The 25,925-nt window shown below is 71.8% G+C and carries 25 protein-coding genes; 13 read left to right on the forward strand and 12 right to left on the reverse strand.

The genetic code is table 11. From position 1 onward, the window contains the following. A complete protein-coding gene (locus tag JOC24_RS23015) occupies positions 1-1,524 on the forward strand; it encodes a glycoside hydrolase family 3 protein (RefSeq protein WP_205022279.1) in 1,524 nt (507 codons plus the stop codon). Positions 1,525-1,591: 67 nt separating this feature from the next. Here JOC24_RS23015 and nagB read toward each other — a convergent pair whose 3' ends face one another. Then, positions 1,592-2,377, reverse strand: a complete 786-nt coding sequence (gene nagB, locus JOC24_RS23020) for a glucosamine-6-phosphate deaminase (protein ID WP_205022280.1) — start codon at positions 2,375-2,377, stop codon at positions 1,592-1,594. A gap of 526 nt (positions 2,378-2,903) precedes the next feature. Between nagB and JOC24_RS23025 the strand changes: the two genes are divergently transcribed. Then, on the forward strand, positions 2,904-4,370 hold the full coding sequence (locus tag JOC24_RS23025) for a sensor histidine kinase (protein WP_205022421.1): 1,467 nt from the start codon (positions 2,904-2,906) through the stop codon (positions 4,368-4,370). Between the two features lie 186 nt (positions 4,371-4,556). Here JOC24_RS23025 and JOC24_RS23030 read toward each other — a convergent pair whose 3' ends face one another. Next, positions 4,557-4,814, reverse strand: coding sequence for a WhiB family transcriptional regulator (locus JOC24_RS23030; protein ID WP_003953983.1), 258 nt, complete (start codon positions 4,812-4,814; stop codon positions 4,557-4,559). A gap of 320 nt (positions 4,815-5,134) precedes the next feature. Further along, entirely contained in the window at positions 5,135-6,103 is a 969-nt protein-coding gene (locus JOC24_RS23035) for a diacylglycerol/lipid kinase family protein (RefSeq protein WP_205022281.1), read from the reverse strand. Positions 6,104-6,252: 149 nt separating this feature from the next. Here JOC24_RS23035 and JOC24_RS23040 point away from each other — a divergent pair, with 149 nt between their 5' ends. Further along, positions 6,253-6,702, forward strand: coding sequence for a hypothetical protein (locus JOC24_RS23040; protein WP_205022282.1), 450 nt, complete (start codon positions 6,253-6,255; stop codon positions 6,700-6,702). Positions 6,703-6,730: 28 nt separating this feature from the next. Here the strand turns inward: JOC24_RS23040 and JOC24_RS23045 are convergent, their stop codons facing one another. The 3 genes from JOC24_RS23045 to JOC24_RS23055 all read right to left on the reverse strand — a co-directional run bounded on the left by JOC24_RS23045 (position 6,731) and on the right by JOC24_RS23055 (position 8,594). Beyond that, complete coding sequence (locus tag JOC24_RS23045) at positions 6,731-7,693, reverse strand: RNA polymerase sigma factor SigF (protein WP_374104518.1); 963 nt, start codon at positions 7,691-7,693, stop codon at positions 6,731-6,733. Next, on the reverse strand, positions 7,690-8,103 hold the full coding sequence (locus JOC24_RS23050) for an ATP-binding protein (protein ID WP_014154139.1): 414 nt from the start codon (positions 8,101-8,103) through the stop codon (positions 7,690-7,692). Before JOC24_RS23050 ends, JOC24_RS23045 begins: the two co-directional genes overlap by 4 nt. 230 nt (positions 8,104-8,333) lie before the next feature. Then, complete coding sequence (locus JOC24_RS23055) at positions 8,334-8,594, reverse strand: UBP-type zinc finger domain-containing protein (RefSeq protein ID WP_205022283.1); 261 nt, start codon at positions 8,592-8,594, stop codon at positions 8,334-8,336. Positions 8,595-8,629: 35 nt separating this feature from the next. Between JOC24_RS23055 and JOC24_RS23060 the strand changes: the two genes are divergently transcribed. After that, entirely contained in the window at positions 8,630-10,231 is a 1,602-nt protein-coding gene (locus JOC24_RS23060) for a Na+/H+ antiporter (RefSeq protein WP_205022284.1), read from the forward strand. Here the strand turns inward: JOC24_RS23060 and JOC24_RS23065 are convergent. From JOC24_RS23065 to JOC24_RS23080, 4 genes are all read right to left on the reverse strand, one after another. Then, positions 10,207-11,139, reverse strand: coding sequence for a 1-aminocyclopropane-1-carboxylate deaminase/D-cysteine desulfhydrase (locus tag JOC24_RS23065; protein ID WP_205022285.1), 933 nt, complete (start codon positions 11,137-11,139; stop codon positions 10,207-10,209). The two genes, JOC24_RS23060 and JOC24_RS23065, sit on opposite strands and share 25 nt — an antisense overlap. A gap of 28 nt (positions 11,140-11,167) precedes the next feature. Further along, a complete protein-coding gene (locus tag JOC24_RS23070; RefSeq protein WP_205022286.1) occupies positions 11,168-11,758 on the reverse strand; it encodes a peptidoglycan recognition protein family protein in 591 nt (196 codons plus the stop codon). Between the two features lie 168 nt (positions 11,759-11,926). After that, positions 11,927-13,123, reverse strand: coding sequence for a globin domain-containing protein (locus tag JOC24_RS23075; protein WP_205022287.1), 1,197 nt, complete (start codon positions 13,121-13,123; stop codon positions 11,927-11,929). A gap of 134 nt (positions 13,124-13,257) precedes the next feature. Next, entirely contained in the window at positions 13,258-13,710 is a 453-nt protein-coding gene (locus tag JOC24_RS23080) for an RrF2 family transcriptional regulator (protein ID WP_205022288.1), read from the reverse strand. A gap of 97 nt (positions 13,711-13,807) precedes the next feature. Here JOC24_RS23080 and JOC24_RS23085 point away from each other — a divergent pair, with 97 nt between their 5' ends. Further along, complete coding sequence (locus tag JOC24_RS23085) at positions 13,808-15,235, forward strand: FAD-binding oxidoreductase (RefSeq protein ID WP_205022289.1); 1,428 nt, start codon at positions 13,808-13,810, stop codon at positions 15,233-15,235. Between the two features lie 7 nt (positions 15,236-15,242). On the opposite strand, the gene JOC24_RS23090 is transcribed toward JOC24_RS23085, so the two are convergent. Continuing rightward, positions 15,243-16,253, reverse strand: a complete 1,011-nt coding sequence (locus tag JOC24_RS23090) for a questin oxidase family protein (RefSeq protein ID WP_205022290.1) — start codon at positions 16,251-16,253, stop codon at positions 15,243-15,245. 270 nt (positions 16,254-16,523) lie between these two features. Here JOC24_RS23090 and JOC24_RS23095 point away from each other — a divergent pair, with 270 nt between their 5' ends. The 3 genes from JOC24_RS23095 to JOC24_RS23105 all read left to right on the forward strand — a co-directional run bounded on the left by JOC24_RS23095 (position 16,524) and on the right by JOC24_RS23105 (position 20,234). After that, positions 16,524-17,927 (forward strand): family 2B encapsulin nanocompartment shell protein, encoded by a 1,404-nt coding sequence (locus JOC24_RS23095; RefSeq protein WP_205022291.1) that lies wholly within the window; start codon positions 16,524-16,526, stop codon positions 17,925-17,927. Between the two features lie 96 nt (positions 17,928-18,023). After that, on the forward strand, positions 18,024-19,067 hold the full coding sequence (locus JOC24_RS23100) for a family 2 encapsulin nanocompartment cargo protein polyprenyl transferase (RefSeq protein ID WP_205022423.1): 1,044 nt from the start codon (positions 18,024-18,026) through the stop codon (positions 19,065-19,067). Positions 19,068-19,568: 501 nt separating this feature from the next. Beyond that, complete coding sequence (locus JOC24_RS23105) at positions 19,569-20,234, forward strand: DUF6304 family protein (protein WP_205022292.1); 666 nt, start codon at positions 19,569-19,571, stop codon at positions 20,232-20,234. A 100-nt stretch (positions 20,235-20,334) separates the two neighbouring features. Here JOC24_RS23105 and snpA read toward each other — a convergent pair whose 3' ends face one another. After that, positions 20,335-21,006, reverse strand: coding sequence for a snapalysin (gene snpA / locus JOC24_RS23110; RefSeq protein WP_205022293.1), 672 nt, complete (start codon positions 21,004-21,006; stop codon positions 20,335-20,337). 257 nt (positions 21,007-21,263) lie between these two features. Between snpA and JOC24_RS23115 the strand changes: the two genes are divergently transcribed. The 5 genes from JOC24_RS23115 to JOC24_RS23135 all read left to right on the forward strand — a co-directional run bounded on the left by JOC24_RS23115 (position 21,264) and on the right by JOC24_RS23135 (position 25,845). After that, positions 21,264-22,217: a LysR family transcriptional regulator gene (locus tag JOC24_RS23115; protein ID WP_205022294.1), complete on the forward strand. Its 954-nt coding sequence runs from the start codon at positions 21,264-21,266 to the stop codon at positions 22,215-22,217. Between the two features lie 84 nt (positions 22,218-22,301). Then, positions 22,302-23,294, forward strand: a complete 993-nt coding sequence (locus tag JOC24_RS23120) for an NAD-dependent epimerase/dehydratase family protein (RefSeq protein WP_205022424.1) — start codon at positions 22,302-22,304, stop codon at positions 23,292-23,294. A gap of 9 nt (positions 23,295-23,303) precedes the next feature. Next, a complete protein-coding gene (locus JOC24_RS23125) occupies positions 23,304-23,657 on the forward strand; it encodes a DUF952 domain-containing protein (protein ID WP_205022295.1) in 354 nt (117 codons plus the stop codon). Beyond that, positions 23,654-24,535, forward strand: a complete 882-nt coding sequence (locus JOC24_RS23130) for an NAD(P)H-binding protein (protein ID WP_205022296.1) — start codon at positions 23,654-23,656, stop codon at positions 24,533-24,535. The genes JOC24_RS23125 and JOC24_RS23130 overlap by 4 nt, the downstream gene beginning before the upstream one ends. A gap of 263 nt (positions 24,536-24,798) precedes the next feature. Further along, on the forward strand, positions 24,799-25,845 hold the full coding sequence (locus tag JOC24_RS23135) for a peptidoglycan-binding protein (protein ID WP_205022297.1): 1,047 nt from the start codon (positions 24,799-24,801) through the stop codon (positions 25,843-25,845). The last annotated feature ends 80 nt before the right edge of the window (positions 25,846-25,925 follow it).

Below are 25,925 nucleotides of genomic sequence, written 5' to 3' on the forward strand. Positions count from 1 at the left end.
ATGACCACCCTCGTATCCACCACGGACACCGTCACCCGCGACGCGCTCGCCGTCCTCCAGCCGGGTTTCACCGGCACGAGCGCCCCGGACTGGCTCCTGCGCAGGGTCGGCGAAGGCCTGGCCTCCGTCGGACTGTTCGGCCGCAACATCCACTCGCCCGAGCAGCTCGCCGAACTCACCGCCCGGCTGCGGGCCGAACGGGACGACGTACTCGTCGCGATCGACGAGGAGGGGGGCGACGTCACCAGGCTCGAGGTCCGCAACGGCTCGTCCTTCCCCGGCAACTTCGCCCTCGGTGCCGTCGACGACGTGGACCTGACCAGGGCCGTCGCCCGGGAGCTCGGCCGCCGGCTCGCCGAGTGCGGGGTCAACCTCAACTGGGCCCCGTCCGCGGACGTCAACTCGAACCCGGACAACCCGGTCATCGGCGTACGCTCGTTCGGCGCCGAGACCGGGCTCGTCGCCCGTCACACCGCCGCCTACGTCGAGGGCCTCCAGGCCGCCGGTGTCGCCGCCTGCACCAAGCACTTCCCCGGTCACGGCGACACGGCGGTGGACTCCCACCACTCGCTGCCCCGCATCGATGTGGACCTCGACACCCTGCACGCCCGTGAGCTGGTGCCTTTCCGCGCGGCCATCGCAGCGGGTTCCAAATCGGTGATGAGCGCCCATATCCTGCTTCCCGCACTCGACCCGACGCGGCCGGCGACCCTGAGCCCGCAGATCCTCACCGGTCTGCTGCGCGGTGAACTGGGCTACGACGGGTTGATCGTCACCGACGGCATGGAGATGGACGCCATCGCCGGCACGTACGGCATCGAGCGCGGATCGGTGCTCGCCATCGCCGCGGGCGCCGACGCCATCTGTGTCGGCGGCGGCCTGGCCGACGAGGGCACCGTGCTGCGCTTGCGCGACGCGCTGGTGACGGCGGTGCGCGGCGGTGAACTGCCCGAGGAGCGGCTGGCCGACGCGGCCGCACGTGTACGGGCCCTCGCGTCCTGGACGCGGAGGGTCAGGGGGGCTGCCTCGGAGCCGGGCGCGGACATGCAGGAGGGGACCGCGCCCGGCGCCGGAGCCGGCGTCGGGCTGGTCGCGGCCCGCCGGGCCGTGACGGTGACGGGCACCGCCGAGCCGCTGCGGGAGCCCGCGTACGTCGCCGCGTTCACCCCGGTCGCCAACATCGCGGTCGGCGACGAGACGCCGTGGGGCGTGGCCGCCGAGCTGGCCCGGACGCTGCCGGGCACGGAGACGGGCACCTACGGCAGCGGGAGCGCGTCACCGGCCGCCGAGGTCCTGAGGGCGGCGGGGGAGCGGCGCATCGTCGCCGTCGTCCGCGACGTCCACCGGCACGCGTGGATGAGCGCGGCGCTGGACGCCCTGGTGGCCGCTCGTCCCGGCACGGTCGTGGTCGAGATGGGCCTGCCCGTGGCGCCGCCCCGGGGCGCGCTGCACATCGCCACGCACGGCGCGGCACGGGTGTGCGGGATCGCGGCCGCGGAGGCCATCACGGGCGCGGCCCGCTGAGACGTGCGGCGACGCGTGAGGGCCGGGTCACCGTGCGGGTGACCCGGCCCCCACGCGTCCGGGGCTCCTACAGGCCCTGCCACTGCGGCTTCGCCGCGTACGTCGCGCGGAAGTAGTCCGCCAGCTTCAGCTTCGACGCCGCCGCCTCGTCGACCACCACCGTCGCGTGCGGGTGCATTTGCAGCGCCGACGCGGGCACGACCGAGGCGACGGGGCCCTCGACGGTCAGCGCCACCGCGTCGGCCTTGCCCGCGCCGGTGGCCAGCAGAACAGGGTGGCGGGACTCCAGGATCGTGCCGATGCCCTGGGTGATGACGTGGTGCGGCACCTGCTCGATGTCGTCGTCGAAGAAGCGCGCGTTGTCGATCCGCGTCTGCTCGGTCAGCGTCTTGATGCGGGTACGGGAGGCGAGCGAGGAGCACGGCTCGTTGAAGCCGATGTGTCCGTCGGTGCCGATGCCGAGCAACTGGAGGTCGACGCCGCCCGCCTCGGCGAGCGCCTTGTCGTAGGCGTCGCAGGCCGCCTGCACGTCCGTGGCGCTGCCGTCCGGGCCCATGAAGGACTTCTCGGACAGACCGAGCGGCTCGATGACCTCGCGCAGCACGACCGAGCGGTACGACTCGGGGTGGCCGGCGGGCAGCCCGACGTACTCGTCGAGCTGGCAGATGCGGGCACGCGCCGCGTCCACGGCGCCGGAGCGGACCTTGGCCGTCAGTGCCTGGTAGATGGGCAGCGGGGTCGAGCCGGTGGCAACGCCGAGCAGGGCGTCGGGCTTGCGGCTCAGCAGGGCGGCGATGGCCTCCGCGATGAGTTCGCCGCCTGCCGTGGCGTCCGGGACGATGACAACTTCCACGCTGTGCCTGCCGATCTGGAGAGTGGCGTCATGTGGTATAGACCAATCTTGGACCCCAATCTAGCAGAACGGCGCGGCACGGAGGTGAACCGTCCACGTGTGCGCCACCGCTTGTCGCCCTGTCGGCGGACGGTCCCGTCCGCGAGGTGAAAGCCCCCGGAAACACCCGCGGGCCGCGGCGCCGGGACGGGACCCTCAGCCCGTCCGGCACCGCAGCCCGGAGCTACCTGGCCGGCGGTGTGCGGTGCCTCCGGCCACTGGAGGCACCGGCGCAGTCAGGGCAGAGAGCGCCGGATACCTCGGTCCGCCCTCCTGTGCGGGGAGAGCGGAGGTCTGTCGCGCAGGGGAGGCATCCTGCCTGTCATGCCCCTACGTGGTGCATTGTGGACTAGACCAATAGCCGATGTCTATCCATCGGCGCGGACATTCTCCGGTCCGGATCCTTCCCTCACAGTGTCACGCATCCGCGGGCCGATCGGTTCGGAACCTCTTCGCCTCCACGGGTACGCTCGCACCTGTGCCCTCCATGAACGACCTCGTCCGCCAGCACACAGCCCTGAGTGACACCGACCTCGAGTGGCTCCACCTGCTGGTCTCGGAGTGGCAGCTGCTCTCCGACCTGTCCTTCGCCGACCTCGTCCTGTGGGTACCCACCCGCGACGGGACCCGTTACGTGTCCGTGGCCCAGATGCGGCCGAACACCGGCCCCACGTCCTACCAGGACGACATGGTCGGCCACCTCGTGCCCCGCGGCCGCCGGCCGCTGCTGGACGCCGCCCTGGACGAGGGCCGCATCGTGCGTGAAGGCGATCCGGAGTGGCGGGAGGAAGTGCCCGTCAGGGTCGAGTCGATCCCCGTACGGAGGGAGGGCCGGATCCTCGGCGTCATCGCCCGGAACACGAACCTCCTCACCGTGCGGACGCCGTCCCGGCTGGAGCTCACCTACCTCCAGTCCGCCTCCGACCTCGCCCAGATGATCGCCGCCGGATCCTTTCCCTTCCCCGGCCAGCAGGTCGACATGGACGCGTCGCCGCGCGTCGGTGACGGGCTGATCCGGCTGGACGCCGACGGCGTCGTGCAGTACGCGAGCCCCAACGGCCTCTCCGCCTACCACCGGCTCGGCCTGGCCTCGGACCTCGTCGGCCACAACCTCGGCGAGACCACCGCGGAACTCGCGCCGTCACGCGGGCCGGTGGACGAGGCCCTGGTCAAGGTGGCGAGCGGCTACGCGCCCCGGGAGTTCGAGGTCGAGGGCGCGGGCGGGGTCATCCAGCTGCGTGCGATCCCGCTCAAGCCCAAGGGGGTGCGCATCGGTTCGCTGGTGCTGCTCCGTGACGTCACGGAACTCCGGCGCCGCGAGCGGGAATTGATCACGAAGGACGCCACCATCCGGGAGATCCATCACCGGGTCAAGAACAACCTCCAGACGGTGGCCGCACTGTTGCGGCTCCAGGCGCGCCGGATGGACTCGGAGCGTGGCCGTGAGGCGCTCAACGAGGCGGTGCGGCGCGTCGGTTCGATCGCCATCGTGCATGAGACGCTGTCCCAGAATCTGGACGAGCGCGTCGAGTTCGACGAGATCGCCGACCGGGTGATCGCGATGGTCGCCGAAATCTCGCCGGGCAAGGTGACCTGCCGCCGCACGGGACGCTTCGGAATCCTCGACGCGGAGGTGGCCACCCCGCTCTCCATGGTGCTCACCGAGGTGTTGCAGAACGCACTGGAGCACGCGTTCACCGTGGCGGAACACGGCACGGTGGAGGTGTCCGCGGTGCGCGGCGGCTCTCCGGCCGAGGGCCGGCTGCTGATCACCGTGACGGACGACGGTCGTGGGCTGCCCGAGGGGTTCGACCCCCAGCGCGCGGGCAATCTTGGGCTGCAGATCGTGCGGACACTGGTCGAGGGCGAGTTGGGTGGAACGTTCGGCATGGTCCCGGCGCCGGTGCGCGGCACTCAGGTGGTGCTCGACATCCCGGTCCAGAACGACAAGTAGCCGGACGGGACGGCGGTCGCCGCCACACAGCAGTGGGCCCGGACCGTGGTGACGGTCCGGGCCCACTGCGTGGTGCTCACGATGCGATGCGCTTCGGGGGTACTGCGCGCTGCGACTCGAAGGCGGGGCTGTGCGTACGCTCTGTACGCGCCGCCTGGCTGAGGCTCGTCGTGCGGGGGGCGTCGGTCAGGCGCTGGCGTTACGCGCCCGGTTGCGAGCGGCGCGGCGCTTCATTGCGCGGCGCTCGTCCTCGCTGAGGCCACCCCAGACGCCGGAGTCCTGGCCGGACTCGAGCGCCCACTGCAGGCACTGCTCCATGACGGGGCAGCGACGGCAGACGGCCTTGGCTTCCTCGATCTGCAGCAGCGCAGGACCGGTGTTGCCGATGGGGAAGAACAGCTCCGGGTCTTCCTCACGACAAACGGCGTTGTGACGCCAGTCCATGGCTGCTACCTCTCCTTGGTATTACATGCTGATGCTTGTGAATGTGAACGCTTTCACGAATCCCCCCGCGGACAAAGGTCCTACGCCCAGTTGAGCTGGATGTGGTCCTGTTGTGGTGAGGAGGGGTTCTGGCTCCCAGTGGAGGCCGATGTTGCGGGCCGTCCCGATCGCCAAGTAGAGATTCGCAAACCTCGGCGACGGATACAACCCCTTCTGGAAAGTTTTTTTTGATTCCTCGGTGTCGACTAGGTCACAGCCGTACTTCTAAGGGGTGGGGGCCAGCCCAAACGTTCGAGTTAAAGGACTTTGGCCGCTTCCACTCACACAATCACACGCAGTGCACGGCGTACGCCTGTGAACGTCACGCTCGTACGCAGTCCCAGGTGGTCGCCGTCCATCTGGAAGGGCAGTGGAGCCTTTGAATGCAAGGTGAAGTCGGTGAGGTCGTGCATGGAGACGGCGTGCTTACCGTGTGGGCCCTTCTCGGGGCTCGAAGTGAGCAGCTGAGTGGCGTACCGGGTCATGGCGGGGGTGGAGAGACGCCTCAGGCCGAGGATGTCCAGGGCGGTGTCGAAGGAGGCCTTCGGCGACGCGTATATCGGCCGGTTCCCCAGGTAGGTCCAGGGGGCGGTGTTGCAGATTATCGACAGCGCGAGGTCCGTGACCGGGTCCCGGCCGGGGACGTCGAGGGTGATCTGGCCGTCGCGCCGGTGCGGCTCCTCCACGAACTGCCGGAGCACCTGGCGCACGTACAGCGCATGCGTGGACCGCTTGCCCCGCTCGCGCTTCTGTTCGACCCGGCCGATGACGCCCGCGTCGAAACCGAGTCCGGCGCAGAAGGTGAACCAGCGCCCCGGAACTGCCTCGTCGGCCGTGCCCGGGGTGCCGGCCGCCAGGCCGAGTCCCACCGTGCGCTCGCTGCGGTCGGCCAGGGCGTCCAGGATGGCGCCGGTCGCCTCGACGGCGTCGTTGGGGATGCCCAGGGCGCGGGCGAACACGTTGGTGGAACCGCCGGGCACCACGGCGAGGCTCGGCAGGTTCTCGGGGTCCGGTCCGTCGTGCAGCAGTCCGTTGACCACTTCGTTGACGGTGCCGTCGCCGCCGAGGGCGACCACCAGGTCCACGTCGTCGGAGTCGGCGGCCCGCCGCCCGAGGTCCCGGGCGTGGCCGCGGTACTCCGTGGTCACGGCCTCGATCTTCATCTCGCTCGCGAGGGCGTGGATCAGTACGTCACGGGTCCGCGCACTGGTAGTGGTGGCAGCTGGGTTGACCACGAGAAGTGCGCGCATGTCCGCCAGAGTACCTACCGCGCCGTACCGCCCGAAGTCGCGATCCGCCGGGTCCACGCCCGATGACACAGCGTGACCGGTCTTCCGGTGACGCGGGCGTCCCGGCCCCGGCTTCGCTTCCGGGGGTCCGGGATGCGAATCTGAAAGGCGTGAGCACTCAGCAGAGCACCCCCTCCCCGTCGCCCTCGGCCGGCCCGGAGAAGCCGGGCCGGATCGCCGCCCTGGCCGCAGTCAACGCGCTCGAAGGCGCGGCGCTCGTCATCGGCGGGATCTACATGCTGGCCGTCGGGCTCCTCGGGCGGCCCGACAGCATCCAGCAGGCCGAGATGGGCGGGCTCACGCTGGTGGCACTCGGCCTGATCCCGTTGTTCGCCGCACGTGGGCTGCTGCTGCGGCGCAGCTGGAGCCGAGGCCCAGCGCTCATCACCCAGCTCATGGCGCTGCCGGTGGCCTGGACGCTCCTGCGGTCCCAGGGCGCACTGATCCCCGCGGGCATCGTCCTCGCCGTGGTCGCCGTGACGGGGCTCGTCCTGGTGCTCAACCCCGCGACCACCGAGGCGCTGGGCATCCGGGGGTCGCGGACGACCCCCGACGCCTGACCCGCCGCGGTCCCTGCCCCCTGGCCGGCTACTCCTCGACGAGCAGCCGCTCGCGCAGCTGGGCGAGCGTCCGCGCCAGGAGGCGGGACACGTGCATCTGGGAGATGCCGACCTCCTGGGCGATCTGCGACTGGGTCATGTTGCCGAAGAAACGCAACAGCAGGATCCGCTTCTCGCGCGGCGGGAGGTCCTCAAGCAGCGGCTTGAGCGACTCGCGGTACTCGACACCCTCCAGGGCCTCGTCCTCGGAGCCCAGCGTGTCCGCGACCGCCGGGGACTCGTCGTCCGTGTCCGGGACGTCGAGCGAGAGCGTGCTGTAGGCGTTGGCCGACTCCAGTCCCTCCAGGACCTCCTCCTCGGAGATCCCCAGGCGCTCCGCCAGCTCGTGCACGGTGGGGGAGCGGCCGTGCTGCTGGGAGAGTTCGGCGGTGGCCGTGGTCAGCGACAGCCGCAGCTCCTGGAGGCGCCGCGGCACCCGCACCGCCCAGCCCTTGTCCCGGAAGTGGCGCTTGATCTCGCCGACGACCGTGGGGGTCGCGTACGTCGAGAACTCGACGCCGCGGTCGGGGTCGAACCGGTCCACCGACTTGATCAGGCCGATGGTGGCGACCTGGGTCAGGTCGTCGAGCGGCTCGCCGCGGTTGCGGAACCTGCGGGCCAGGTGTTCCACGAGCGGCAGGTGCATCCGCACCAGCCGGTTGCGCAGCTCGGCCTTCTCCGCCGAGCCGTCGGGAAGCTCCCGGAGCTCGATGAAGAGCGCCCGCGCCCCACTGCGGTCGCGTGGATCGTGGTGCGCGTGCTCGCTCATCTGGACCGCCCGCTCCGCCTGCGACTGCTCCAACGCGACCGGACGGCCCTTCGCTCCGTCCGCACCGTCCGCCTCGCCCTCCGGATGCGGCCGCGCCTGCTGTTCCGGGAGGGCTGCCGGGCGCACCGCTTCCGACCGGATCGTCTCGTCACGCACAGGACCGTCCCCGTTCCCGTCGCTCACGCCGGCCCGGGTCCCGCGCCGCGCTGTTTGTACAGGCTGATGCTGACCGTACGGTCGTCGGCGACCGTGGAGTCGACCTTGCCGGCCAGTGCGGAGAGCACCGTCCAGGCGAAGGTGTCGCGCTCAGGGGCGCGGCCGTCCGTCGTGGGCGCCGAGACGGTCACCTCGAGGGAATCCCCGACGAGTCGGAAGACGCAGCTGAGGACGGAGCCCGGCACGGCCTGCTGGAGCAGGATCGCGCAGGCCTCGTCGACCGCGATGCGAAGATCCTCGATCTCGTCGAGAGTGAAGTCCAAGCGCGCTGCGAGGCCGGCCGTGGCCGTACGCAGCACCGACAGGTAGGCACCCGCAGCGGGCAGCCGGACCTCTACGAAGTCCTGGTTCCCGGGCTCGCCTGCGATCTGGGACACCCTCACCTCCAAGGTGGCACACACTCGTTCGAGGCTCCGGGACGAGTGCCCGGGGCCATACGGTCCGTCGTCGGTTCTGTGGTCCGGCGACGCTGTCGCCACCCATGATGCCGTGTCGCCGAGACCGCAACCTTGTGATTACTCATCGTATGCATATGAGTACACACAGTGGCTAGAGGTCTGCGGCGGTCAATTGCGAAGAACCGGCGCCGGTTTGACGTACCCAGGCGTCAGACGATCGAACCGTCCACGAAGCACCAGCGCCAGCTCTCGGCACTGTCGAAGCTGCGCATCACCGGGTGGCCGGTCGCCTCGAAGTGGGCCGAGGCGTGCTTCAGGGGCGAGGAATCACAGCAGGCGACGCGCCCGCAGACCAGGCAGAGCCGCAGCTGCACGGGATGCGTGCCGGCCGCCAGACACTCCGGGCAGGTGTCGCTGAGCGGGGCCGGCTCGGGGCGCGGCAGTTCGGATACGTGGAGGCACTCACTCATGATGGCCACGTTACGTCGGATGTGAGGACAGCGAGATGGACGCATTGCCGCTGGTTGCGCTCGTCGCGGTGAGCGCGGTGGTCGCGGGGGCGGCCCGCCGGACACCGGTGCCCGCACCGCTGCTGCTGGTCGCGGCCGGGCTGCTGGCCTCCTACCTGCCCGGAGTGCCCAGCTACACCCTGGACGCGCACATCGTGCTGCCCCTGCTGCTGCCGCCGTTGCTGTACACGGCGGCGGTCGACAGCTCGTACCTGGATCTGAGGGCCAACCTGCGGCCGGTCGCGCTGCTCTCCGTCGGGTACGTGCTCTTCGCGACGGTCGCGGTGGGGTGGCTCGCCTACCTGCTCGTGCCGGACCTGCCGCTCACCGCCGCGCTCGTGCTCGGCGCCGTCATCGCCCCGCCGGACGCCGTCACCGCCGCGGCGATCGCCCGCCGGGTGGGCCTGCCCGCCCGGGTCACCACGATCCTCCAGGGGGAGTCCCTGGTGAACGACGCCACCGCGATCACCGCCTTCAAGGTGGTGCTCGCCGCGGCGGTCGGCGAGGGCGTGAGCTGGGGCGAGGGGATCGGCGAGTTCCTGCTGGCGTCGGTCGGTGGAGTCGCCGTCGGCCTGCTGCTGATGGTTCCGCTGCACTGGCTGCGCACCCACCTCAAGGAGGCGCTGCTCCAGAACACCCTGTCGTTGCTGATCCCCTTCGTGGCGTACGCGGCCGCGGAGCGGGTGCACGCCTCCGGGGTGCTCGCCGTGGTCGTCGTCGCGCTCTACCTGGGGCACCGCTCCTGGCAGGTCGACTTCGCGACCAGGCTCCAGGAGGCGGCGGTCTGGAAGATGGTCGCGTTCGTCCTGGAGTCGGCGGTCTTCGCGCTCATCGGGCTGCAGCTGCCGTTCGTCCTGCGGGAGCTGGGCGCCTACAGCGTGATGGACGCCTTCCGGTACGCGGTCCTCGTGTTCGTCGCCGTGGTGGTGGTGCGCTTCGTCTGGGTGTACCCCGCGAGCTACCTGCCGCACTGGTTCTCCAAGCGCGTCCGGGAACGCGAGGGGCCGATGCCCTGGACGTCTCCCCTGATCGTCGGCTGGGCCGGGATGCGGGGTGTCGTCTCGCTCGCCATCGCCTTCTCCATCCCCATGGTCACGCACGGCGGGGAGGACTTCCCCGCGCGCAGCCTGGTGCTGTTCCTGACCTTCACCACCGTCATCGGGACCCTGGTCGTCCAAGGGCTGAGCCTGCCCCTGCTGGTGCGTGTGCTGAAGCTCCCGGGACGCGACGTGCGCACCGAGACGCTGGCCGAGGCGCAGGCGCAGAGCGAGGCGTCGGCGGCCGCGGACGAGCGCCTGGACGAGCTGCTGGCCGACCCCGTCAACGCGCTGCCCGACCCCCTGACCCAGCGGCTGCGCACCGTCATGGAGCGTCGCCGCAACGCCGTCTGGGAGCGGCTCGGCGCGGCGAACCCGGCCACCGGCGAGTCGGCGGACGACACCTACCGGCGGCTGGCCAGGGAGATGATCGCCGCCGAGCGCGAGGTCTTCGTACGCCTCAGGGACGAGCGGAGGATCGACGACGAGATGCTGCGTGCCCTGCTGCGCCGGCTGGACCTGGAGGAGGCCGCCGCCTACCGGGAGTCGGACACCGGCTGACCGTCACCGGCCGTCCCGGGCCGTCCGGTCACGACAGCGGTGACCGCGGACCCCGGGGCGAAGGCGCCCTCCCCTGCCAGCACGGTCAGTCCGTACAGGAGTTTCGCCATGTAGAGCCGTTCGACGGGCAGGCCGTGCCGGTCCTCGAAGTCGTCGGCGAAGGCGTGCAGCTCCGGTGTCGTACGGGCGTACCCGCCGAAGTGGAAGCGGTCGTCCAGGGACCACCGCCCGACGGGCGCGCCGAACGCCTCGCGCTGCAGATCTAGCACCGCCGCTCCCAGGAAGCCGCCGCGCAGGACGGGGACGCCGAGTGCGCGTTGCCGGGGGCCGAGGCCTGCGGCCAGCCCCGCCAGGGTGCCGCCGGTGCCGCAGGCGACCGCCACGGTGGCGGACCGGCCGCGCAGTTCGCGACCGAGCTCTGTGCAGCCCTGTGCGGCGAGCGCGTTGCTGCCGCCCTCCGGGATGACCACGCACTCCCCGAAGCGGCTCAGCAGGCCGTCCAGGACCGCGGGGACGGTCTTCGCGCGGTAGGTCGCGCGGTCCACGAAGTGCAGTCGCATGCCGTCGGCCGCGCAACGTGCGAGGGAGGGGTTCAGTGGCCGGTGGGCCAGCTCGCCGCCCCGCACGACACCGACGGTGGGGAAGCCCAGCAGCCGCCCGGCGGCGGCCGTGGCCCGGAGGTGGTTGGAGTAGGCACCGCCGAAGGTCAGTACGGTACGGCCCGCGGCGGCCCGGAGATTGGGGGCGAGTTTGCGCCACTTATTGCCCGGCAGGTCCGGGTGGATCAGGTCGTCCCGCTTGAGCAGCAGCGTCACACCGTGCCGTGCGAACCGCTCGTCCTCGACCGGCTGCAGGGGTGAGGGCAGCACCGGCCGCAGCCGGGAGAGACCGAGCGTTTCGTCGTCCATGCCTCCATTGTGTGCGGCCGGTGCCGCGCTACTTCAGCCGGTCGTGGACGCGGTTGCGCATGCCCGTCATGGAGAAGCCGCGCGGATCGACCTTGCCGGGCTGCCACTCCCGGTGTCCGACGACCGAGGGGGCGTCCCAGCCGTGGAAGCGGCAGACCGCCGCTGCGGCCTTCTCGACGGCCTCGAGCTGGACGGCGGGCCAGGGGTCCTTCCCGTCGCCGAGGTTCTCGCACTCGAAGCCGTAGAAGTGGCGGTTCCCGTCGGTGTTGGACTCGTTGTCCGAGGGCAGGCGCTTCTCGGCCACCACGGCGCGCAGGACGTCGTCGTCGCCGAGGCCGGCGTGGTTGGCACGGCCGTAGCCCACCAGATGGACCCGTCCGTCTTTGGCGATCACGCCGTGGCAGAGCGGTCCCGGCAGCCCCGGGTGCCCGTCCCGGCAGATCTCGACGGTGCGGGCCGTGCCCTCCGTGACGGTGTGGTGCAGCATCACACCGTGCACCGGCCCCCAGGGGCCCTTGTGGTTGCGGTTGTGCGTACGCCAGTCGCCCACCTGGACGACGGTGAGCCCCTCGTTCTTCAGGGCCTTGAGGAAGTTGCTGGCTGACATGGGTGAGGACATGGCCGACTCCTTGTCTGGCGGGGGAGCGTGTCCGTACAGCGCTTTTACCGGAACACCTGGCTCCGGCAAACCTGTTCGGGCGTTGTTTGCGCCCTGTGCGATTTGATCCGGACAGTTCGGTGCCTGCGGTTCGTCCTGAGGTTCCGCGCGTGCCCCGAGAGGGTGTGCTCAGCCCTGGGCGAGCCACAGGTCGGGACCGAACACCTCGTAATGGATGTCGGCCGCCGCGACCCCCTTGTCCAGCAGCTGGGCGCGGACGGTGCGCATGAAGGGGAGCGGTCCGCAGAGATAGGCGTGGGTGCCCGGGGCGACAGGGACACCGCTCAGGTCGACCGTGCCGGTGCGCTCCGCCGGGTGGCCGGGCTCCGGGTTCTCGTACCAGAAGTGGGCGACGGCGTCGGGCAGCTTGCCGGTCAGCGCCGCGTGGTCCGTGCGCAGTGCGTGGTCGGCGGGCGACCGGTCGCCGTGCACCACGGTGACGGGTGAGCGGTGCCCCTCCTCCGCCAGCTGTTCGAGCATCGACAGGACCGGGGTGCAGCCGATGCCTGCCGAGGCGAGGAGCAGGGGGGCATCGGAGCCGTCGAGCACCAGGTCGCCGTACGGCGCGGAGACGCGCAGCCGGTCGCCCGCGCGCAGTCGCGCGTGCAGTCGCGTGGAGACCTCGCCCTCCGGGCCCGCCGCGCCCCGAACCCGCTTGACCGAGAAGGAGCGCAGGCCGGGGCCGGACGCCCCGGTGAGGCTGTACTGGCGTATCTGGCGTGCGCCGTCGGGGAGTTCCACCTGGACGGAGACGTACTGGCCCGGGCGGAAGGCGGGGGCGGGCGCGCCGTCGGAGGGAGTGATCCGGAAGGTCGCCACGTCAGGGGTGTCCTCGATGCGGGAGGCCACCGTCCACTCGCGCCAGACGTCCCCCGCCGTCACGCCCTGCTGTGCGTAGAGCCGTTCCTCGATCGCGATCAGCGCGTTGGCCATCAGCCAGTAGACCTCGTCCCAGGCGGCGGCCACCTCGGGAGTGACGGCGTCGCCGAGCACCTCGGCGATCGCGGCGAGGAGGTGTGTGTGCACGATCTCGTACTGCGGGGCGGTGATGCCCAGTGAGGCGTGCTTGTTGGCGATGCGGCCCAGCATCACGTCGGGCCGGGTGTCCGGATGTTCGACGAGCCGGGTGGCGAAGGCGGCGATGGATCCGGCGAGCGCCTGACGCTGTGTGCCGGACGCCTGGTTGCCCCGGTTGAACAGGTCCCGGAGCAGCTCGGGGTGAGCGTCGAACAGCTTCCGGTAGAAGAGGTCCGCGATGTCCCCGATGGCCGCCCCCACGGCGGGGAGCGTGGCTCGGACGGTGGCGGTCGACGTCTCGGAGAGCATCGGGTGACTCCTGGGGTGTGAGCCGGCCGTGTCGACGACCGGACAGGTAATTGGTATATGAGATGCGTATTTTTGGGCAGCGCGATCCCCTCCGTGCGCAGCGGGTACGCAGGGGGAGGGGTGTGGCCGGATCATCAGCCCGGCGCGGGGCGGCCGCGGCTGATGCCGAGCAGCAGCGGGCCGGTTGGGGAGGAGGTGAGATCGCTGACGGTGAGCGGGTCGAGCGAGGCGTGGAACGCCTCCTCGGCCCGGCGCAGTGCGGAGCGGAGTCGGCAGGCGGAACGCAGGGGGCACGGGGTGCTGCCCTCGCACTCGACGACCTCGCCCGGCCCTTCCAGCTCCCTCACCAGGGCGCCGATCGAGGCGGACCGGCCGGCGGCCGTGAGGGAGAGGCCCCCGCCGCGGCCCCGCCGTGCGTCGACCAGGCCGAGGTGCTGGAGGCGGGCGACGACCTTCGCCGCGTGGGTGTAGGGCACCTGCATGGCGGCTGCCACCTCGCGGGTGGTCGGCGGGTCCTCACTCTCGGCCGTGACGGCGAGGAGCATCAGTACCCGGAGTGCCACATCGGTGAATCGCGTCAGCCGCATGGCGGCAGCGTAGATAAGTTGCATGACAGATGCAACTTAGGCCCCTGGTCCTGCGCGTGAGGGGGCGGGCCATCATGGAGGTGCGGCCCCGTGACGGATGCGGGGCGCGCGAGAGCAGGAGAGGCGGTCAGCGGCCGTGCCGAAGCCGAACGCAGCCGACGGGATACCGGCGAGCAAGGTCATCACCGACCCGGAGAGCCTGGGCCGTTACGCGCGCGACGAGGCGGAGTGGGCCCCGGCGGGTCTGCCCCTCGCCGTCGTGCGGCCCCAGGGCACCGATGAGGTGCGGGCCGTCGTCGCGTACTGCGTCGAACACCGGATCCCGGTGATCCCGCGCGGCGCGGGCACGGGCCTTTCGGGCGGGGCGAACGCGGTGGACGGTGCCGTCGTCCTCTCCTTCGAGGACATGAACCGGATCCTGCGCATCGACCCGGTGGAACGCCTCGCCGTCGTCCAGCCGGGCGTCGTCAACGACGATCTGCGTGCCGCGTGCGCCGCGCAGGGCCTCTGGTACCCGCCGGATCCGGCGAGCTCCCCCTGGTCCACCATCGGCGGCAACACCGCCACCAACGCGGGAGGCATGTGCTGCGTCAAGTACGGCGTCACCCGCGACTACGTGCTCGGGCTCGAGGTGGTCAACGGCCTCGGAGAGGTCGTGCGGGTGGGCCGGCAGACCGCGAAGGGGGTCGCCGGGTACGACCTGTGCGGTCTGTTCGTCGGCTCCGAGGGCACGCTCGGCGTGATCACCGAGATCACCGTGAAGCTGCGCGGCGCGCGGCCGGCCGAGCGTACGGTGGCCGGCTTCTTCGACTCGGTCGTCGCGGCCGGTGACGCGGTGAGCCGGGTCACGGCCGCGGGAGTCGTGCCTTCGGCGCTCGAACTCCTCGACCGGCACTGCCTGAAGGCCGTCGACGAGTGGAAGAACATGGGCCTGTCGGCGGACGCGAACGCGATCCTGCTCGGCCGCGTGGACACCCCGGGAGCCGCGGGCGACGCGGAGGCCGAGGCCATGAGGGCCTGTTTCGCGGAGGCCGGGGCCGCCTGGGCCGAGGTCTCCACCGACCAGGCGGAGGCGGACGCCCTGTTCCAGGCCCGCCGACTCGCCTATCCGGCGCTGGAACGACTGGGGCCGGTGCTCACCGAGGACGTGGTCGTGCCGCGGTCCCGGGTGCCGCAGATGCTGGCGCGTATCGAGGAGATCGCGGGCGAACACGATGTCCTCATCGCCAACATCGCCCACGCAGGCGACGGCAACCTCCACCCCCTGATCATCACCGAACCCGGTGACGACGCGGCCAGGGCCCGCGCCCAGCTCGCCTTCGAGGACATCCTCGACGCCGCGATCTCCCTCGGCGGCACGGTCACCGGTGAACACGGCGTGGGCCTGCTGAAGATGGGCGGCATGGACCGCGAGATCGGCCCCGTCAACCTCGCCATGCAGCGAGCGGTGAAGGCGGCCCTGGACCCCCACGGCATCCTCAACCCGGGCAAGGTCGTCGTTTCGGGAGCACCGCTCGCGTACTGAGCGCCCGTCATCGCAGAGGTTCACTGAGCTCGACGGCACGCAGGGCTGCCGCGAGCGACTGCTCGTCGCCGAAGTCCATGGCCGTGTCGGTCAGCTTGATGACGTGCTCGTCGCCATGCGCCAGAGCACGTTCCACGACCTCTTCCGGCGTGATCCGGCCAGGCGGTGCGCAGGCCACCGGGGCGTCCGGCGCGTACATGGCGGTCACCGCCGCGGACGCGGTCCAGGCGGCCCTGAGGCCCGGTACCCACAGGGCCTCAGGGAGCGCGGGGAGGGTTCGCAGGACGGCGTTGGGGGCCGTGGCCGCGTGGACCAGCATCGTCTCGTCGCCGTGGCCGTGGGTGGCGTACCGGTGGGTGGCCGCCCGGACCAGTTCGGTGAGCCGGTGGCGCGCCTCGGCCGGATCCGTCACCCCGGCGGCCCACACCGGCAGGCTCCTGACCCGGCCGAGCCGGTCGGGGAAGCCGCCCTCCCCTTTCGCGACGGGCGCCACCGCGTCGAGGGCCGCCGCGGCACTGTCGGCGCCGGGTGTGGGAACGAGGCCGGCGACGGGGTGGTGACGGGCCGCCCAGTAACCGAGGCCGTGGGCCAGTTCGGTCAGACGCGGCCCGGTCTCCTCGCCCGCCAGGAGTGTGCGCACGGCGTGGCCCACGCGGATCACCGGATGCGTCGATCCGCCGTACATGCCGGGCAGGAGGCGGGGCCACCACAGTGTGAGCACCTCGCGCCAGGGCTGCTCGGCGATCCTCCGGCCGAAGTAGCCGATCCAGTCGGCGGCGCGGCGCGGGTCGCCGAGTGCGGACCGCCAGTCGGCGTCCGTGACCGCCTCCACGCCGGCGGGGAACTCCTCGAGCCTCGGCGCGTAGAGGTCGAGCCAGCGGTGCACGGCAGCCGACCGGCCGTTGGCCGCGAGGGCCTCGACGGCCATCGGCGCGTGATTTGTAGGCCGCCCGAGCCGCTCGGGACCTGAGAGGTGCAGCCGCTGGAGAGCCTCGTCGAGAGTGCCTGTCGTATCCACGGCACGAACGCTAGGCGCCTGCGCGAGGCGCCGTAACGGGCGCGGGTCCCGGATGAGGAGCGGGCTGAAGTCCTAGGACCTGGGCCGTGCTCGCAGTGCGCCCGCCATCCGCTGCACCCGGCTCGATGCGGGGCGTATGCGGACGCCCAGGCGTGGGCAACGTTCCCGCCCCGGGCCCGAATAGTCACACTCTTTTGTGTAATAGCGTGCCGTGTCCTCCAGCTGCAAGTCTTCTTCTCGCAGGTCAGTCCATGATCGAGAGGATGTCGGATGTCCGTTGGTGAAGAGGTTCGCGACACGCAGCCGCCGCAGCAGAGTCTCGGCACAGCGGCTGCGCGGAACCTCGCGACGACCACCAAGTCCGCCCCGCAGATGCAGGAGATCACCTCGCGGTGGCTGCTGCGCATGCTGCCGTGGGTACAGGTGCAGGGCGGCACGTACAGGGTGAACCGCCGGCTGAGCTATTCGGTCGGAGACGGCAGGGTGACTTTCGTCCAGACGGGCGACCGGGTCACGGTCATCCCCGCCGAGCTCGGTGAACTTCCCGCCCTGCGCGATTTCGGTGACGAAGAGGTACTGGCCGAACTGGCGCGCAGGTGTGAGCAGCGCGATGTCGCGGCCGGAGAGGTGCTCGCCGCGTCAGGGGAGGCTGCCGACCGGGTCCACCTGCTGGCCCACGGCAAGGTCGAGAAGATCGGGGCCGGGCCGTACGGCGACGAGACGGTGCTCGGAGTCCTCGCCGACGGCGCCTACTTCGGCGACCACGTCCTGCTCGACGGCGACGCGACCTGGGAGTACACGGCCCGTGCGGTGACCGCCTGCACGCTCCTGACCTTGCGCCGGTCCGACGTGCTCAACCTCGCCGCCCGCGCGGACTCGCTGCGCGACCATCTCGCCGGGCTGCTCGCCATTCCGCACCAGCGCACCAACAAGTACGGCGAGGCGGAGATCGACCTCTCGGCGGGACATGTGGGGGAGAGCATCGTCCCGCACACCTTCGTCGACTACGAGTCGGCGCCCCGCGAGTACGAACTGAGCGTCGCCCAGACCGTGCTGAAGGTCCACAGCAGGGTTGCCGACCTCTACAACCAGCCGATGAACCAGACCGAGCAGCAGTTGCGGCTCACGGTCGAGGCGCTGCGTGAGCGCCAGGAGCACGAGCTCATCAACAACCGGGAGTTCGGGCTGCTCAACAACTGCGACTACGGGCAGCGGATCCAGCCGCACGACGGGGCGCCCGGCCCCGACGACATGGACGAACTCCTTTCACGAAGGCGCGGGTCGAAGCTGTTCCTCGCCCATCCGCGCGCCATCGCGGCATTCGGACGGGAGTGCAACAAGCGGGGCCTCGTACCCGAGAGCGTCGAGGTCGGGGGGCACCACGTGCCCGCCTGGCGGGGAGTGCCGATCTTCCCGTGCAACAAGATCCCGGTCACGGACGCCCGCACCACATCGATCATCTGCATGAGGACCGGCGAGGCCGACCAGGGCGTCGTCGGGCTCCAGCAGAGCGGTATCCCGGACGAGATCGAGCCGAGCCTCTCGGTCCGCTTCATGGGCATCGACGAGCAGGCGATCATCTCGTACCTCGTGACGGCCTACTACTCCGCCGCCGTCCTCGTGCCGGACGCCCTCGGTGTCCTGGAGAACGTGGAGGTGAGCCGCTGGCGGTGACGCTCGCCGGGGCCCGGGCGGCAGCCGCCCGGGCCCCGGCAGGCCGAGCCGTGACCAAGGCGCCCCCGGGCGCCCGGGAAGGAGTGACCCGTGACCATGACCAGTACCGATGCCGCGATGGAGGGGCACAAGGCAGCCGTGCTCCTGGAACACACCCGTAACGCCGTCGACCCGCACCTGCGCGCAGCCGTCGAAACACTGCCCGGGGCGATACGCCGGGTCGCCATGTACCACTTCGGCTGGCAGAACGCCGACGGTACGCCCGCCTCCGGCCAGGCCGGCAAGGCCATCAGGCCCGCGCTCGTCCTGGCCGCCGCGCGCGCACTGGGAGGGGACGCCGAGGCGGCGATGCGGGCGGCCGTCGCAGTGGAGCTCGCGCACAACTTCACCCTGCTCCACGACGACGTCATCGACGAGGACACCACCCGGCGGCACCGGCCCACGGCCTGGGCTGTGTTCGGTGTGCCGGACGCCGTCATCACGGGTGACGCCATGCTCGCCCTCGCCCTGCGGCTGCTGGCGGACGACCCGCACCCGGCGTCCGGACAGGCCGCGGTGCGGCTCTCGACCTGCGTGATCGAACTCTGTGCGGGACAGCAGGCCGACTGCGCCCTGGAGGAGAGGGGCCCCGACGACGTCACGCTGGATGAGTGCATGGCCATGGCCATGGCCAAGACGGGCGCTCTCCTGGGCTGTGCCTGCGCCCTCGGGGCGCTCTACGCCGGAGCGGGGGAGCGGGCGGTCGACGCCATGGACGGCTTCGGCCGGGAGGCGGGTCTCGCCTTCCAGCTCATCGACGACCTGATCGGCATCTGGGGGGACACGGCGCGCACGGGCAAACCCGTCGGGGCGGACCTGACCGCCCACAAGAAGTCCCTGCCGGTGGTCGCGGCGCTCACGTCGGATGCCCCGGCCGCCGCCGAACTCGCCGCGCTCTACCGGGGTGCCATGAACACACCGGCGGAGGTCCGGAGCGCCGCCGACGCGGTCGACCGGGCGGGCGGCCGGGACTGGGCCCAGATCGCCGCTGCGGACCGGATGGCCCGTGCCGTCCATCACCTGTCCCGTGCGGTGCCCGCGCCGGCCGGTGCGGGAGACCTGCTGGCCCTGGCCGAGTTCGTCACCCGTAGAACGCACTGACCCGGCCTGTCCGTGACCGGCCCCGACGGCCGGCTCCAGGATCCCGTGGACCCGTTGGGTCGACCGTCACGGGACGAAGAGAGCGGGGCCGGTCGCGGGCGTACGCGTACGGCAGGCGGACCGGCGGGACAGGGACCAGGTCGTGAGAACCCCTGAACGAACCTGCCACGACGCCCCGGTGAGTCGCCGGGTCCTTCCCGACAGGGAGACCGGCGTCCGGTGCACGGCAAGTTCCTCCGGGTCTTCGCCGACGTCGTGACGGACGGAAGGAGGCGGCCGGGTGGGGCTGCCCGCCCGTCCGGAGGCGGGCGACGCGCAGCCGCGGTTTCCACGAGAGGCTCGGGTTCGGCTTCGTGGGACGGACCGCCGACCTTCCCGAGGCTCCTCGATGTGGCCCATGTGTCGCGAACTCCGCGCCGGATGAGCGGGATCGGACTCCGGGGGCGCGGAAGGGGAGGGTGCCACGGGCCGGGCCCGGGGCACGGACTACAGTCCCTGCTCATGACAGATGAGTCGTGGGCAGGCTGGTACCGGGACCGTCAGGGTTCCGAGGCCGTCATTCTCACCACGGACGGACAGCAGCTCCGTATCCGCGTCCGGGGCACGGACTTCGAGGGCGAGAGCTTCGACGGTCTGGGGCCCGTGACGGACGCACCCCAGGAAGGGCTGTTCGACCTGGTGGACGGGGTGCTCGACGACTGCGTCCTGGAGTGGGACCTCCCGCTCCCGGTCCTCGTCTCCGGGACGGTCCGCCAGGCCACCCTCAGCTGCCTGCTGTCGCTGCGCAGGGCTGACCCGGACCTCTACCTCGCACTCCATCTGGACGGGGCGGTGTACGAGTCGAACCGAGCCGAGGGGGACTTCGCCGCGGCGCTGGCGACGGTCCAGCGGATCCTGCCGCCGGACATGCGTCTGCAGACGTGCATAGCCTGCGCGTTCTCCGACTACTTCCCTGCCCCGGCCCGCGGTCTGTCCGGCGGCCTCGCCTGCTTCCGCGGCGCCAAGGACGCGTACCGCGACGCGGCGGGCGGGGACGATGTCGCGGGACTCTGGGACCGGCGCACCGGATTCGTCCAGGAGATATGGAGCTGCCGGGAGTTCGAACCGCGGCCGGCGCACGGAGCCGGCACGGGCCATCGGGGCGCCTTCCCGCTCGAACTCGCCTGAGCCCTGCCGGGGCGCCCCGACCTGCCGGGCCGTGCCCGTGGGGCCGCCCCGCTCACGCGGAACGGCCCCTGCGCCGGTGGTGCCGGTGTCGCCTTGCCTGTCAGGACGTGGTGCGGGCGAGAGCGGACGCGAGGCCGTTCTGCCAGAGGCTGTTCACCTTCGAGCGCTCAGTCGCGTTCGGATAGGCGTTGGTGCAGGACGTACCGGGCCCACCACCCGACATGAGCTCGCTGCACGGACCGGTGTAGTGGTCCGGCAGCCCCAGCACGTGCCCGGTCTCGTGGGCGGTGACCCGGGTGGAGTTGTACTGCTGGTTCTGCGCGTAGTCGAGGAAGATGTAGCCGCTGCCGTGCCCGTTCGTGCTCGCGTACGAACCCCGGGAGTCGTTGCCCTCGTAGTAGTCGAAGTCGGAGTTCGAGCCCTCCTGCAGCTTCACGTTGCTGACCGAGCTGTTCCAGATGCTGGTGCTGCTCGCTATCTGGCTGCGGAAGCTGGGGGCGTTGGTGGTGCTGTAGACCACGGTGACGGCCGTGGCGCCCGGGTTCGCGGCCCGCTTCTCGGCGACCGACTTCATGACGGCGTCGAAGAACGCCTTGTTCGCGGCGGCGTTCTCGCGGGAACCGGCGTACGCGGCGTAACCGGCCTGCGCCGAGGTCGCGGTGGCCGTGGACGCGGGGGCGGCGGCGACCGCGGGGGTGGTGCCCAGCGCGGCGGCGAGGGCGAGTCCGAGACCGGCAACGGCCGACACGACGGCTGTCCTGGGGTGTCTCATGGGGGGTGTCTCCTACCTGTCCGATGGACCCCGTCCGGAAGGCGGACGGGGAACGGGTGGGGGGGTACGGAGAGAGTGTCGGGGCAGCCGGGCCCGCAGCGGATGATGTCAACCGGCGATAACACCGCCCTATCGCCCGGACGGGAAGCACACAGGATCAGCACGTGCCGGTCGCCCCGACACCCCCTGAATCGCGCCGGTTGGTGGGGGTTGGGGCATCTGGTGCTCGGCGTACGAACAGTCATACGCTCGCTGTCATGGAGCTCGAGGTGAGACACCTCAGGGCGCTCTGCGCCATCGCCGACACGGGCAGCCTTCACCAGGCCGCACGGCGGCTGGGCGTCAGCCAGCCCTCGTTGACGACGCAGCTCCAGCGGATCGAGAAGACCATGGGCGCGGAGCTGTTCCGCCGGGGCAGGACGGGGTGCCTGCCGACGCTCCTGGGGCGTGCCGTCCTCAGCCGCGCCCGCCCCCTGGTGGACGGCATGACCGCCCTGGTCGGCGCCGCGACGGCGGAGGCCGAGGCCGCCCGGGCCGGTGGCCCCTGCCTGCGGATCGGATCCACCGCGAGCCGCGTCATCGGCGGCTGGCTGCGCGGACTGCGGGTGAGACTGCCCGGCACGGACATCTCGCTCCGGGTCGACGTGTCGGCCCGGGCGCTGCTGGGCGCGGTGGCGGCCGGCCGGCTCGACGTGGCCTTCGTGCACGAGGTGGAAGGGTGTCCGCTCGCCGTTCCCGACGGACTGATCCAGCGCGTACTCGTGGAACGAGAACCGCAGTTCATCTCGCTGTCCCGGGACCATCCGGCGGCCGGAAGGCCGGTCGTGGACCTCGACGACCTGGCGGGAGACCGGTGGATGGTCGACCCCTCCGTGGACGGGGAGTGGGACGGGGTGCGGCGGGTCCTCGGCGCCGCTGGTCTCGATCCGCCCGTCCTGCACGGCGACTACCTCACGGCGGCCTCCCTCGTCGTGCTCGGCGAGGCGGTCGCGCCCTGCCAGCCGACCTCGGGCCCCCGCGACGACATGGCGATCCGCCCCCTGCGCGGCGACCCGCTGGCGGTGCGGCTGCTGCTGGTCTCGCGGCCGGGCGCGGACACGGACGCCGTGTACGAGGAGCTGGAGGCGGCCTACCGCGACGCGGCGCGGCGGGCGGAGGAGTACCACCGGTGGCTGCTGCACCATCGCAGCCCTCTCGCGTACACCTCCTGACCGGAGAGTTCCCCGTTCTGCCGACAGCGAGGTTCTGTTCCCACGGCCTGTTCCGCCGGGCACGATCACCGTATGAAGCTCTTGATGCTCGGCGGTACGGAATTCGTGGGGCGCGCGGTCACCGACGCCGCCCTCGGGCGTGGTTGGGAGGTCACGGTCTTCCACCGGGGCCGCCACGCGGCACCGGCCGGGGTCCGGACGCTGACCGGTGACCGGACGACGGGCGAGAGGGGGCTCGCGGAGCTGGCCGACGGCACCTGGGACCTGGTGGTCGACACATGGAGCGGCGCGCCCTCGGCCGTCCGGGACGCGGCCCGGCTCCTGGCGGGCCGGGCGGGGCACTTCAGCTACGTCTCCAGCAGGTCCGTGTACGCCTTTCCCACCCCCGCGGGGCTCCCGGAGGACGGGCCCCTGGTGGCCGGGGCCTCCCCGGACGCGGGAGCGGACACTCCTTACGCCGAGGCCAAGCGCGGTGGGGAGCTGGCGGCGCTCGACGCCTTCGGCGACCGCGCGCTGCTGGCCCGGGCCGGGCTGATCCTCGGCCCCGGGGAGAACATCGGCCGTCTGCCGTGGTGGCTGAACCGGACGGCCCGGGGCGGACCCGTCATCGCGCCGGGGCCGGCGGACGCCGGGCTGCAGTACATCGACGCCCGTGACCTGGCCAACTGGCTCCTCGACGCCGCGTCGGACGGCCTGTCCGGCGCGTACAACACCGTGAGCCGCCCGGGGCACACGACCATGGGCGAGCTCTTGGACGCCTGCGTCCGTGTGACCGGTTCCCGCGCCCGACTGCGCTGGACCGAACCCGAAGTGCTCCTCTCCGCGGGTGTCGAGCCGTGGACGGACCTGCCGGTCTGGCTGCCCGCCGGAGCGCTCTACGACACCCTGCACATGGGTGACGTCTCCAAGGCGCACGCAGCCGGTCTGCGCTGCAGACCGGTCGGCGACACCGTCGCCGACACATGGGCCTGGCTGCGCGCGCGGGGCGGCACGGCCCCGCAGCGGCCGGACAGGCCCTCACCCGGCCTCGACGCGCAGACGGAGGCGAAGCTTCTCGGCGCGCCAGGCAGCCCTTAGCGTGGCCGGATGACCGAACAACTGCTGCACCTCACGGAAGAGCCCCTGTGGGAGGCCGCCCGAAGGGCGGGTACGTACGAGATGTCCACCCGCGGCCGCACCCTGCGGGAAGAGGGGTTCATCCACTGCTCGCTGCCCCATCAGCTCCCCGCCGTGGCACAGGCGTTGTACGGATCCGACGACGACGGCCTGGTGGTGCTCGTCATCGACACGGGTCGTCTCCAGGCACCCGTCCGGTACGAGGCCATGGAGCCCGGTGGCGAGGAGTTCCCGCACATCTACGGGCCGCTGCCGGCGAGCGCGGTCCTGGAGGTGCGCTCCTGGACCGCGCACATGGCGCATGAGGGGGGAGAGGCGGGATGACGAGTCCTCTCGTGGCGGTGACGGGCGCCGGCGGGGCGGTCGGCGGCCGGGTGGCCGCACGGCTGGCCCGGACCGGTGTGCCCGTGCGCCTTCTTGGCCGGAACCCCTCCAGGCTGCCCGAGCTGCCAGGCGCGGTCGCCGGACCACCCGCCCCGTACGGCGACGGCGAGGCGATGCGCCGAGCGCTCGACGGGGCGCACACCATGTTCCTCGTCTCGGCGCACGAGAGCCCGGACCGGGTGCGCGAGCACATCACGGCGGTGGACGCGGCCGTCGCCGCGGGCGTCGAACGGATCGTGTACGTGTCCTTCCTCGGCGCTGCTCCGGACGCGACGTTCACCTTCGCGCGCGACCACTGGCACACCGAGGCGCACCTGCGGATGGTGGGCGTGCGCCACACCTTCCTGCGCGACAGCTGGTACCTGGCGGGACTTCCCGCGATGACGGGTGCCGACGGCGTCCTGCGTGGACCGGGCGGCGACGGGCGGGTCTCCGCCGTGGCGCACGAGGACATCGCCGACGCTGCGTCAGCCGTGCTGCTGGAGGAGGGGAGCGGTCACGACGGTATGACGTACGACCTCACGGGGCCCGAGGCGTTCACCCTCGCGGAGGCGGCCGAGGAGCTGAGCCTTCGCGCCGGCCGCACCATCCGCTACGTCCCCGAGACCAGGGAGCAGGCCTACGCCTCCCGCGCCCACCACGGCGCCCCGGACTGGGAGGTGGCCGGCTGGGTCACGTCGTACGAGGCCATCGCGGCGGGGGAGCTGGCAGTGGTCTCGAACGCCGTACCCGCCCTCACGGGTCACCCGGCCAAGAGCCTGGCCGCCTACCTGCGGGAGAACCCGGACAGCTACCGCCACCTCCTTCCGGGAGCCTGACCGGGTCGGGCCCTCGGCCGTCCCGGCCCGGGCGCGGGCCCGGGCCGGGCGCGGGCTCCGGGCCCATACCCCGGGCCCACACACAGGGCCCTGACGGGGCCCGTTTCTGGGCCCGTGCGCGGGCCCGTGGACCTATGGCCGGATCGGCGCACCTTCCCTAGTGTCTATGCGGGTAGATAGTGGCGTGCCCATTACAAAGCGGCTCCTGAGGGGATGCCCGACTCCGACTACACGTGCCGATCAGCGGCCCTGAGGGAGCGAACATGTGTGAATCCTGTGCGACAACGGCCGAGACGACCAAGCCTGAAGGGGCTGAGCCGCACGGCGGACTGTCCCGTCGCGGCCTGCTCGCCGGGCTGGGACTCGGCCTGGGTCTCTCCGCGGCGGGTCTGCCCGCCGGAGCCGCGACGGCTTCCACGGCCCGGTCGGCTTCCGCGGCCTTCGAGGCCACGGCTTTCGGGGCCGCCACGTCGACGGCCGCGGCGGCTTCGGCGAAGAACGGCAGATGGTCCAATCCCGCACTGGGCCGCTTCCCCGGCGGCGGCCACTACGGCGCTCCCCGGGGCAGTGCCGCGCACGCCGGTCAGGACGTATCGAACCCGACAGGCACCGGGATCTACGCGGCAGCGGCCGGCGCGGTCGTCCGCCGCTCGTGGGGAGGCGGCCTCACCGGCCGGACCGGTAACGCGCTGGTCATCTCGCACGGCGGCGGCCAGTACACCTACTACGGTCACCTCAACGCCTACCGGGTCGCGCTCAACGCCACGGTCGCTGCCGGTCAGCGCATCGCCGACATGGGGGCCACCGGCAATGTGACGGGCCCCCACCTGCACTTCGAGACGCACTCGGGCGGGCTGGGCAGCACGGTCAACCCGGTCACCTTCCTGGCTGCCCGGGGTGTGGACCTGGGCGGCGGCTGGCCCAGGATCGACCCCGGCGCGAGCGGCAGGACGGTCGTCGTCATCCAGCACCTCATGACGCAGCGTGGCTACGGGCTGGTCGCCGACGGGCAGTACGGCACGGTCTCGTCCGACGCGGTCAAGCGCTTCCAGCGGGCCAAGGGCCTGGTGGCCGACGGTCAGGCGGGCCCGGCGACCTGGCCGCATCTCGTCCACACCTTGCGGCAGGGCAGCAGCGGTTCCCACGTCCGGGCCCTGCAGAACGCGCTGAACAGGCGGAGCGCCGACGTGGCGGTCGACGGTACGTTCGGCGCGGTCACGGCGACGGCCGTGCGTACCTACCAGGGCGTCAACCGACTGGTCGCCGACGGCGAGGCGGGTCCGGTGACCTGGCAGGCACTGGTCGGCTGACACCGTTCGTCCGGTGAACCCGGCTCAGCCGTGAAGGCGGACCGCACCCGGTCCTCGACGGACGCCGTTGCCGACGGTCC

Source organism: Streptomyces sp. HB132, from assembly GCF_016909575.1.
GTDB lineage: Bacteria > Actinomycetota > Actinomycetes > Streptomycetales > Streptomycetaceae > Streptomyces.

Excerpts from the sequence above, each read along its gene's own strand:
- JOC24_RS23025 (WP_205022421.1), top strand. The coding sequence starts at position 2,904 with ATGAACGACCTCGTCCGCCAGCACACAGCCCTGAGTGACACCGACCTC.
- JOC24_RS23030 (WP_003953983.1), bottom strand. The coding sequence starts at position 4,814 with ATGGACTGGCGTCACAACGCCGTTTGTCGTGAGGAAGACCCGGAGCTG.
- JOC24_RS23085 (WP_205022289.1), top strand. The coding sequence starts at position 13,808 with ATGCGGGGCGCGCGAGAGCAGGAGAGGCGGTCAGCGGCCGTGCCGAAG.
- JOC24_RS23070 (WP_205022286.1), bottom strand. The coding sequence starts at position 11,758 with ATGTCCTCACCCATGTCAGCCAGCAACTTCCTCAAGGCCCTGAAGAAC.
- JOC24_RS23035 (WP_205022281.1), bottom strand. The coding sequence starts at position 6,103 with ATGCGCGCACTTCTCGTGGTCAACCCAGCTGCCACCACTACCAGTGCG.
- snpA (WP_205022293.1), bottom strand. The coding sequence starts at position 21,006 with ATGAGACACCCCAGGACAGCCGTCGTGTCGGCCGTTGCCGGTCTCGGA.
- JOC24_RS23060 (WP_205022284.1), top strand. The coding sequence starts at position 8,630 with ATGGACGCATTGCCGCTGGTTGCGCTCGTCGCGGTGAGCGCGGTGGTC.
- JOC24_RS23135 (WP_205022297.1), top strand. The coding sequence starts at position 24,799 with ATGTGTGAATCCTGTGCGACAACGGCCGAGACGACCAAGCCTGAAGGG.
- JOC24_RS23100 (WP_205022423.1), top strand. The coding sequence starts at position 18,024 with ATGACCAGTACCGATGCCGCGATGGAGGGGCACAAGGCAGCCGTGCTC.
- JOC24_RS23120 (WP_205022424.1), top strand. The coding sequence starts at position 22,302 with ATGCTCGGCGGTACGGAATTCGTGGGGCGCGCGGTCACCGACGCCGCC.
- JOC24_RS23075 (WP_205022287.1), bottom strand. The coding sequence starts at position 13,123 with ATGCTCTCCGAGACGTCGACCGCCACCGTCCGAGCCACGCTCCCCGCC.
- JOC24_RS23055 (WP_205022283.1), bottom strand. The coding sequence starts at position 8,594 with ATGAGTGAGTGCCTCCACGTATCCGAACTGCCGCGCCCCGAGCCGGCC.
- JOC24_RS23125 (WP_205022295.1), top strand. The coding sequence starts at position 23,304 with ATGACCGAACAACTGCTGCACCTCACGGAAGAGCCCCTGTGGGAGGCC.
- JOC24_RS23015 (WP_205022279.1), top strand. The coding sequence starts at position 1 with ATGACCACCCTCGTATCCACCACGGACACCGTCACCCGCGACGCGCTC.
- JOC24_RS23065 (WP_205022285.1), bottom strand. The coding sequence starts at position 11,139 with ATGGACGACGAAACGCTCGGTCTCTCCCGGCTGCGGCCGGTGCTGCCC.
- JOC24_RS23115 (WP_205022294.1), top strand. The coding sequence starts at position 21,264 with ATGGAGCTCGAGGTGAGACACCTCAGGGCGCTCTGCGCCATCGCCGAC.
- JOC24_RS23080 (WP_205022288.1), bottom strand. The coding sequence starts at position 13,710 with ATGCGGCTGACGCGATTCACCGATGTGGCACTCCGGGTACTGATGCTC.
- JOC24_RS23105 (WP_205022292.1), top strand. The coding sequence starts at position 19,569 with ATGACAGATGAGTCGTGGGCAGGCTGGTACCGGGACCGTCAGGGTTCC.
- JOC24_RS23095 (WP_205022291.1), top strand. The coding sequence starts at position 16,524 with ATGTCCGTTGGTGAAGAGGTTCGCGACACGCAGCCGCCGCAGCAGAGT.
- JOC24_RS23130 (WP_205022296.1), top strand. The coding sequence starts at position 23,654 with ATGACGAGTCCTCTCGTGGCGGTGACGGGCGCCGGCGGGGCGGTCGGC.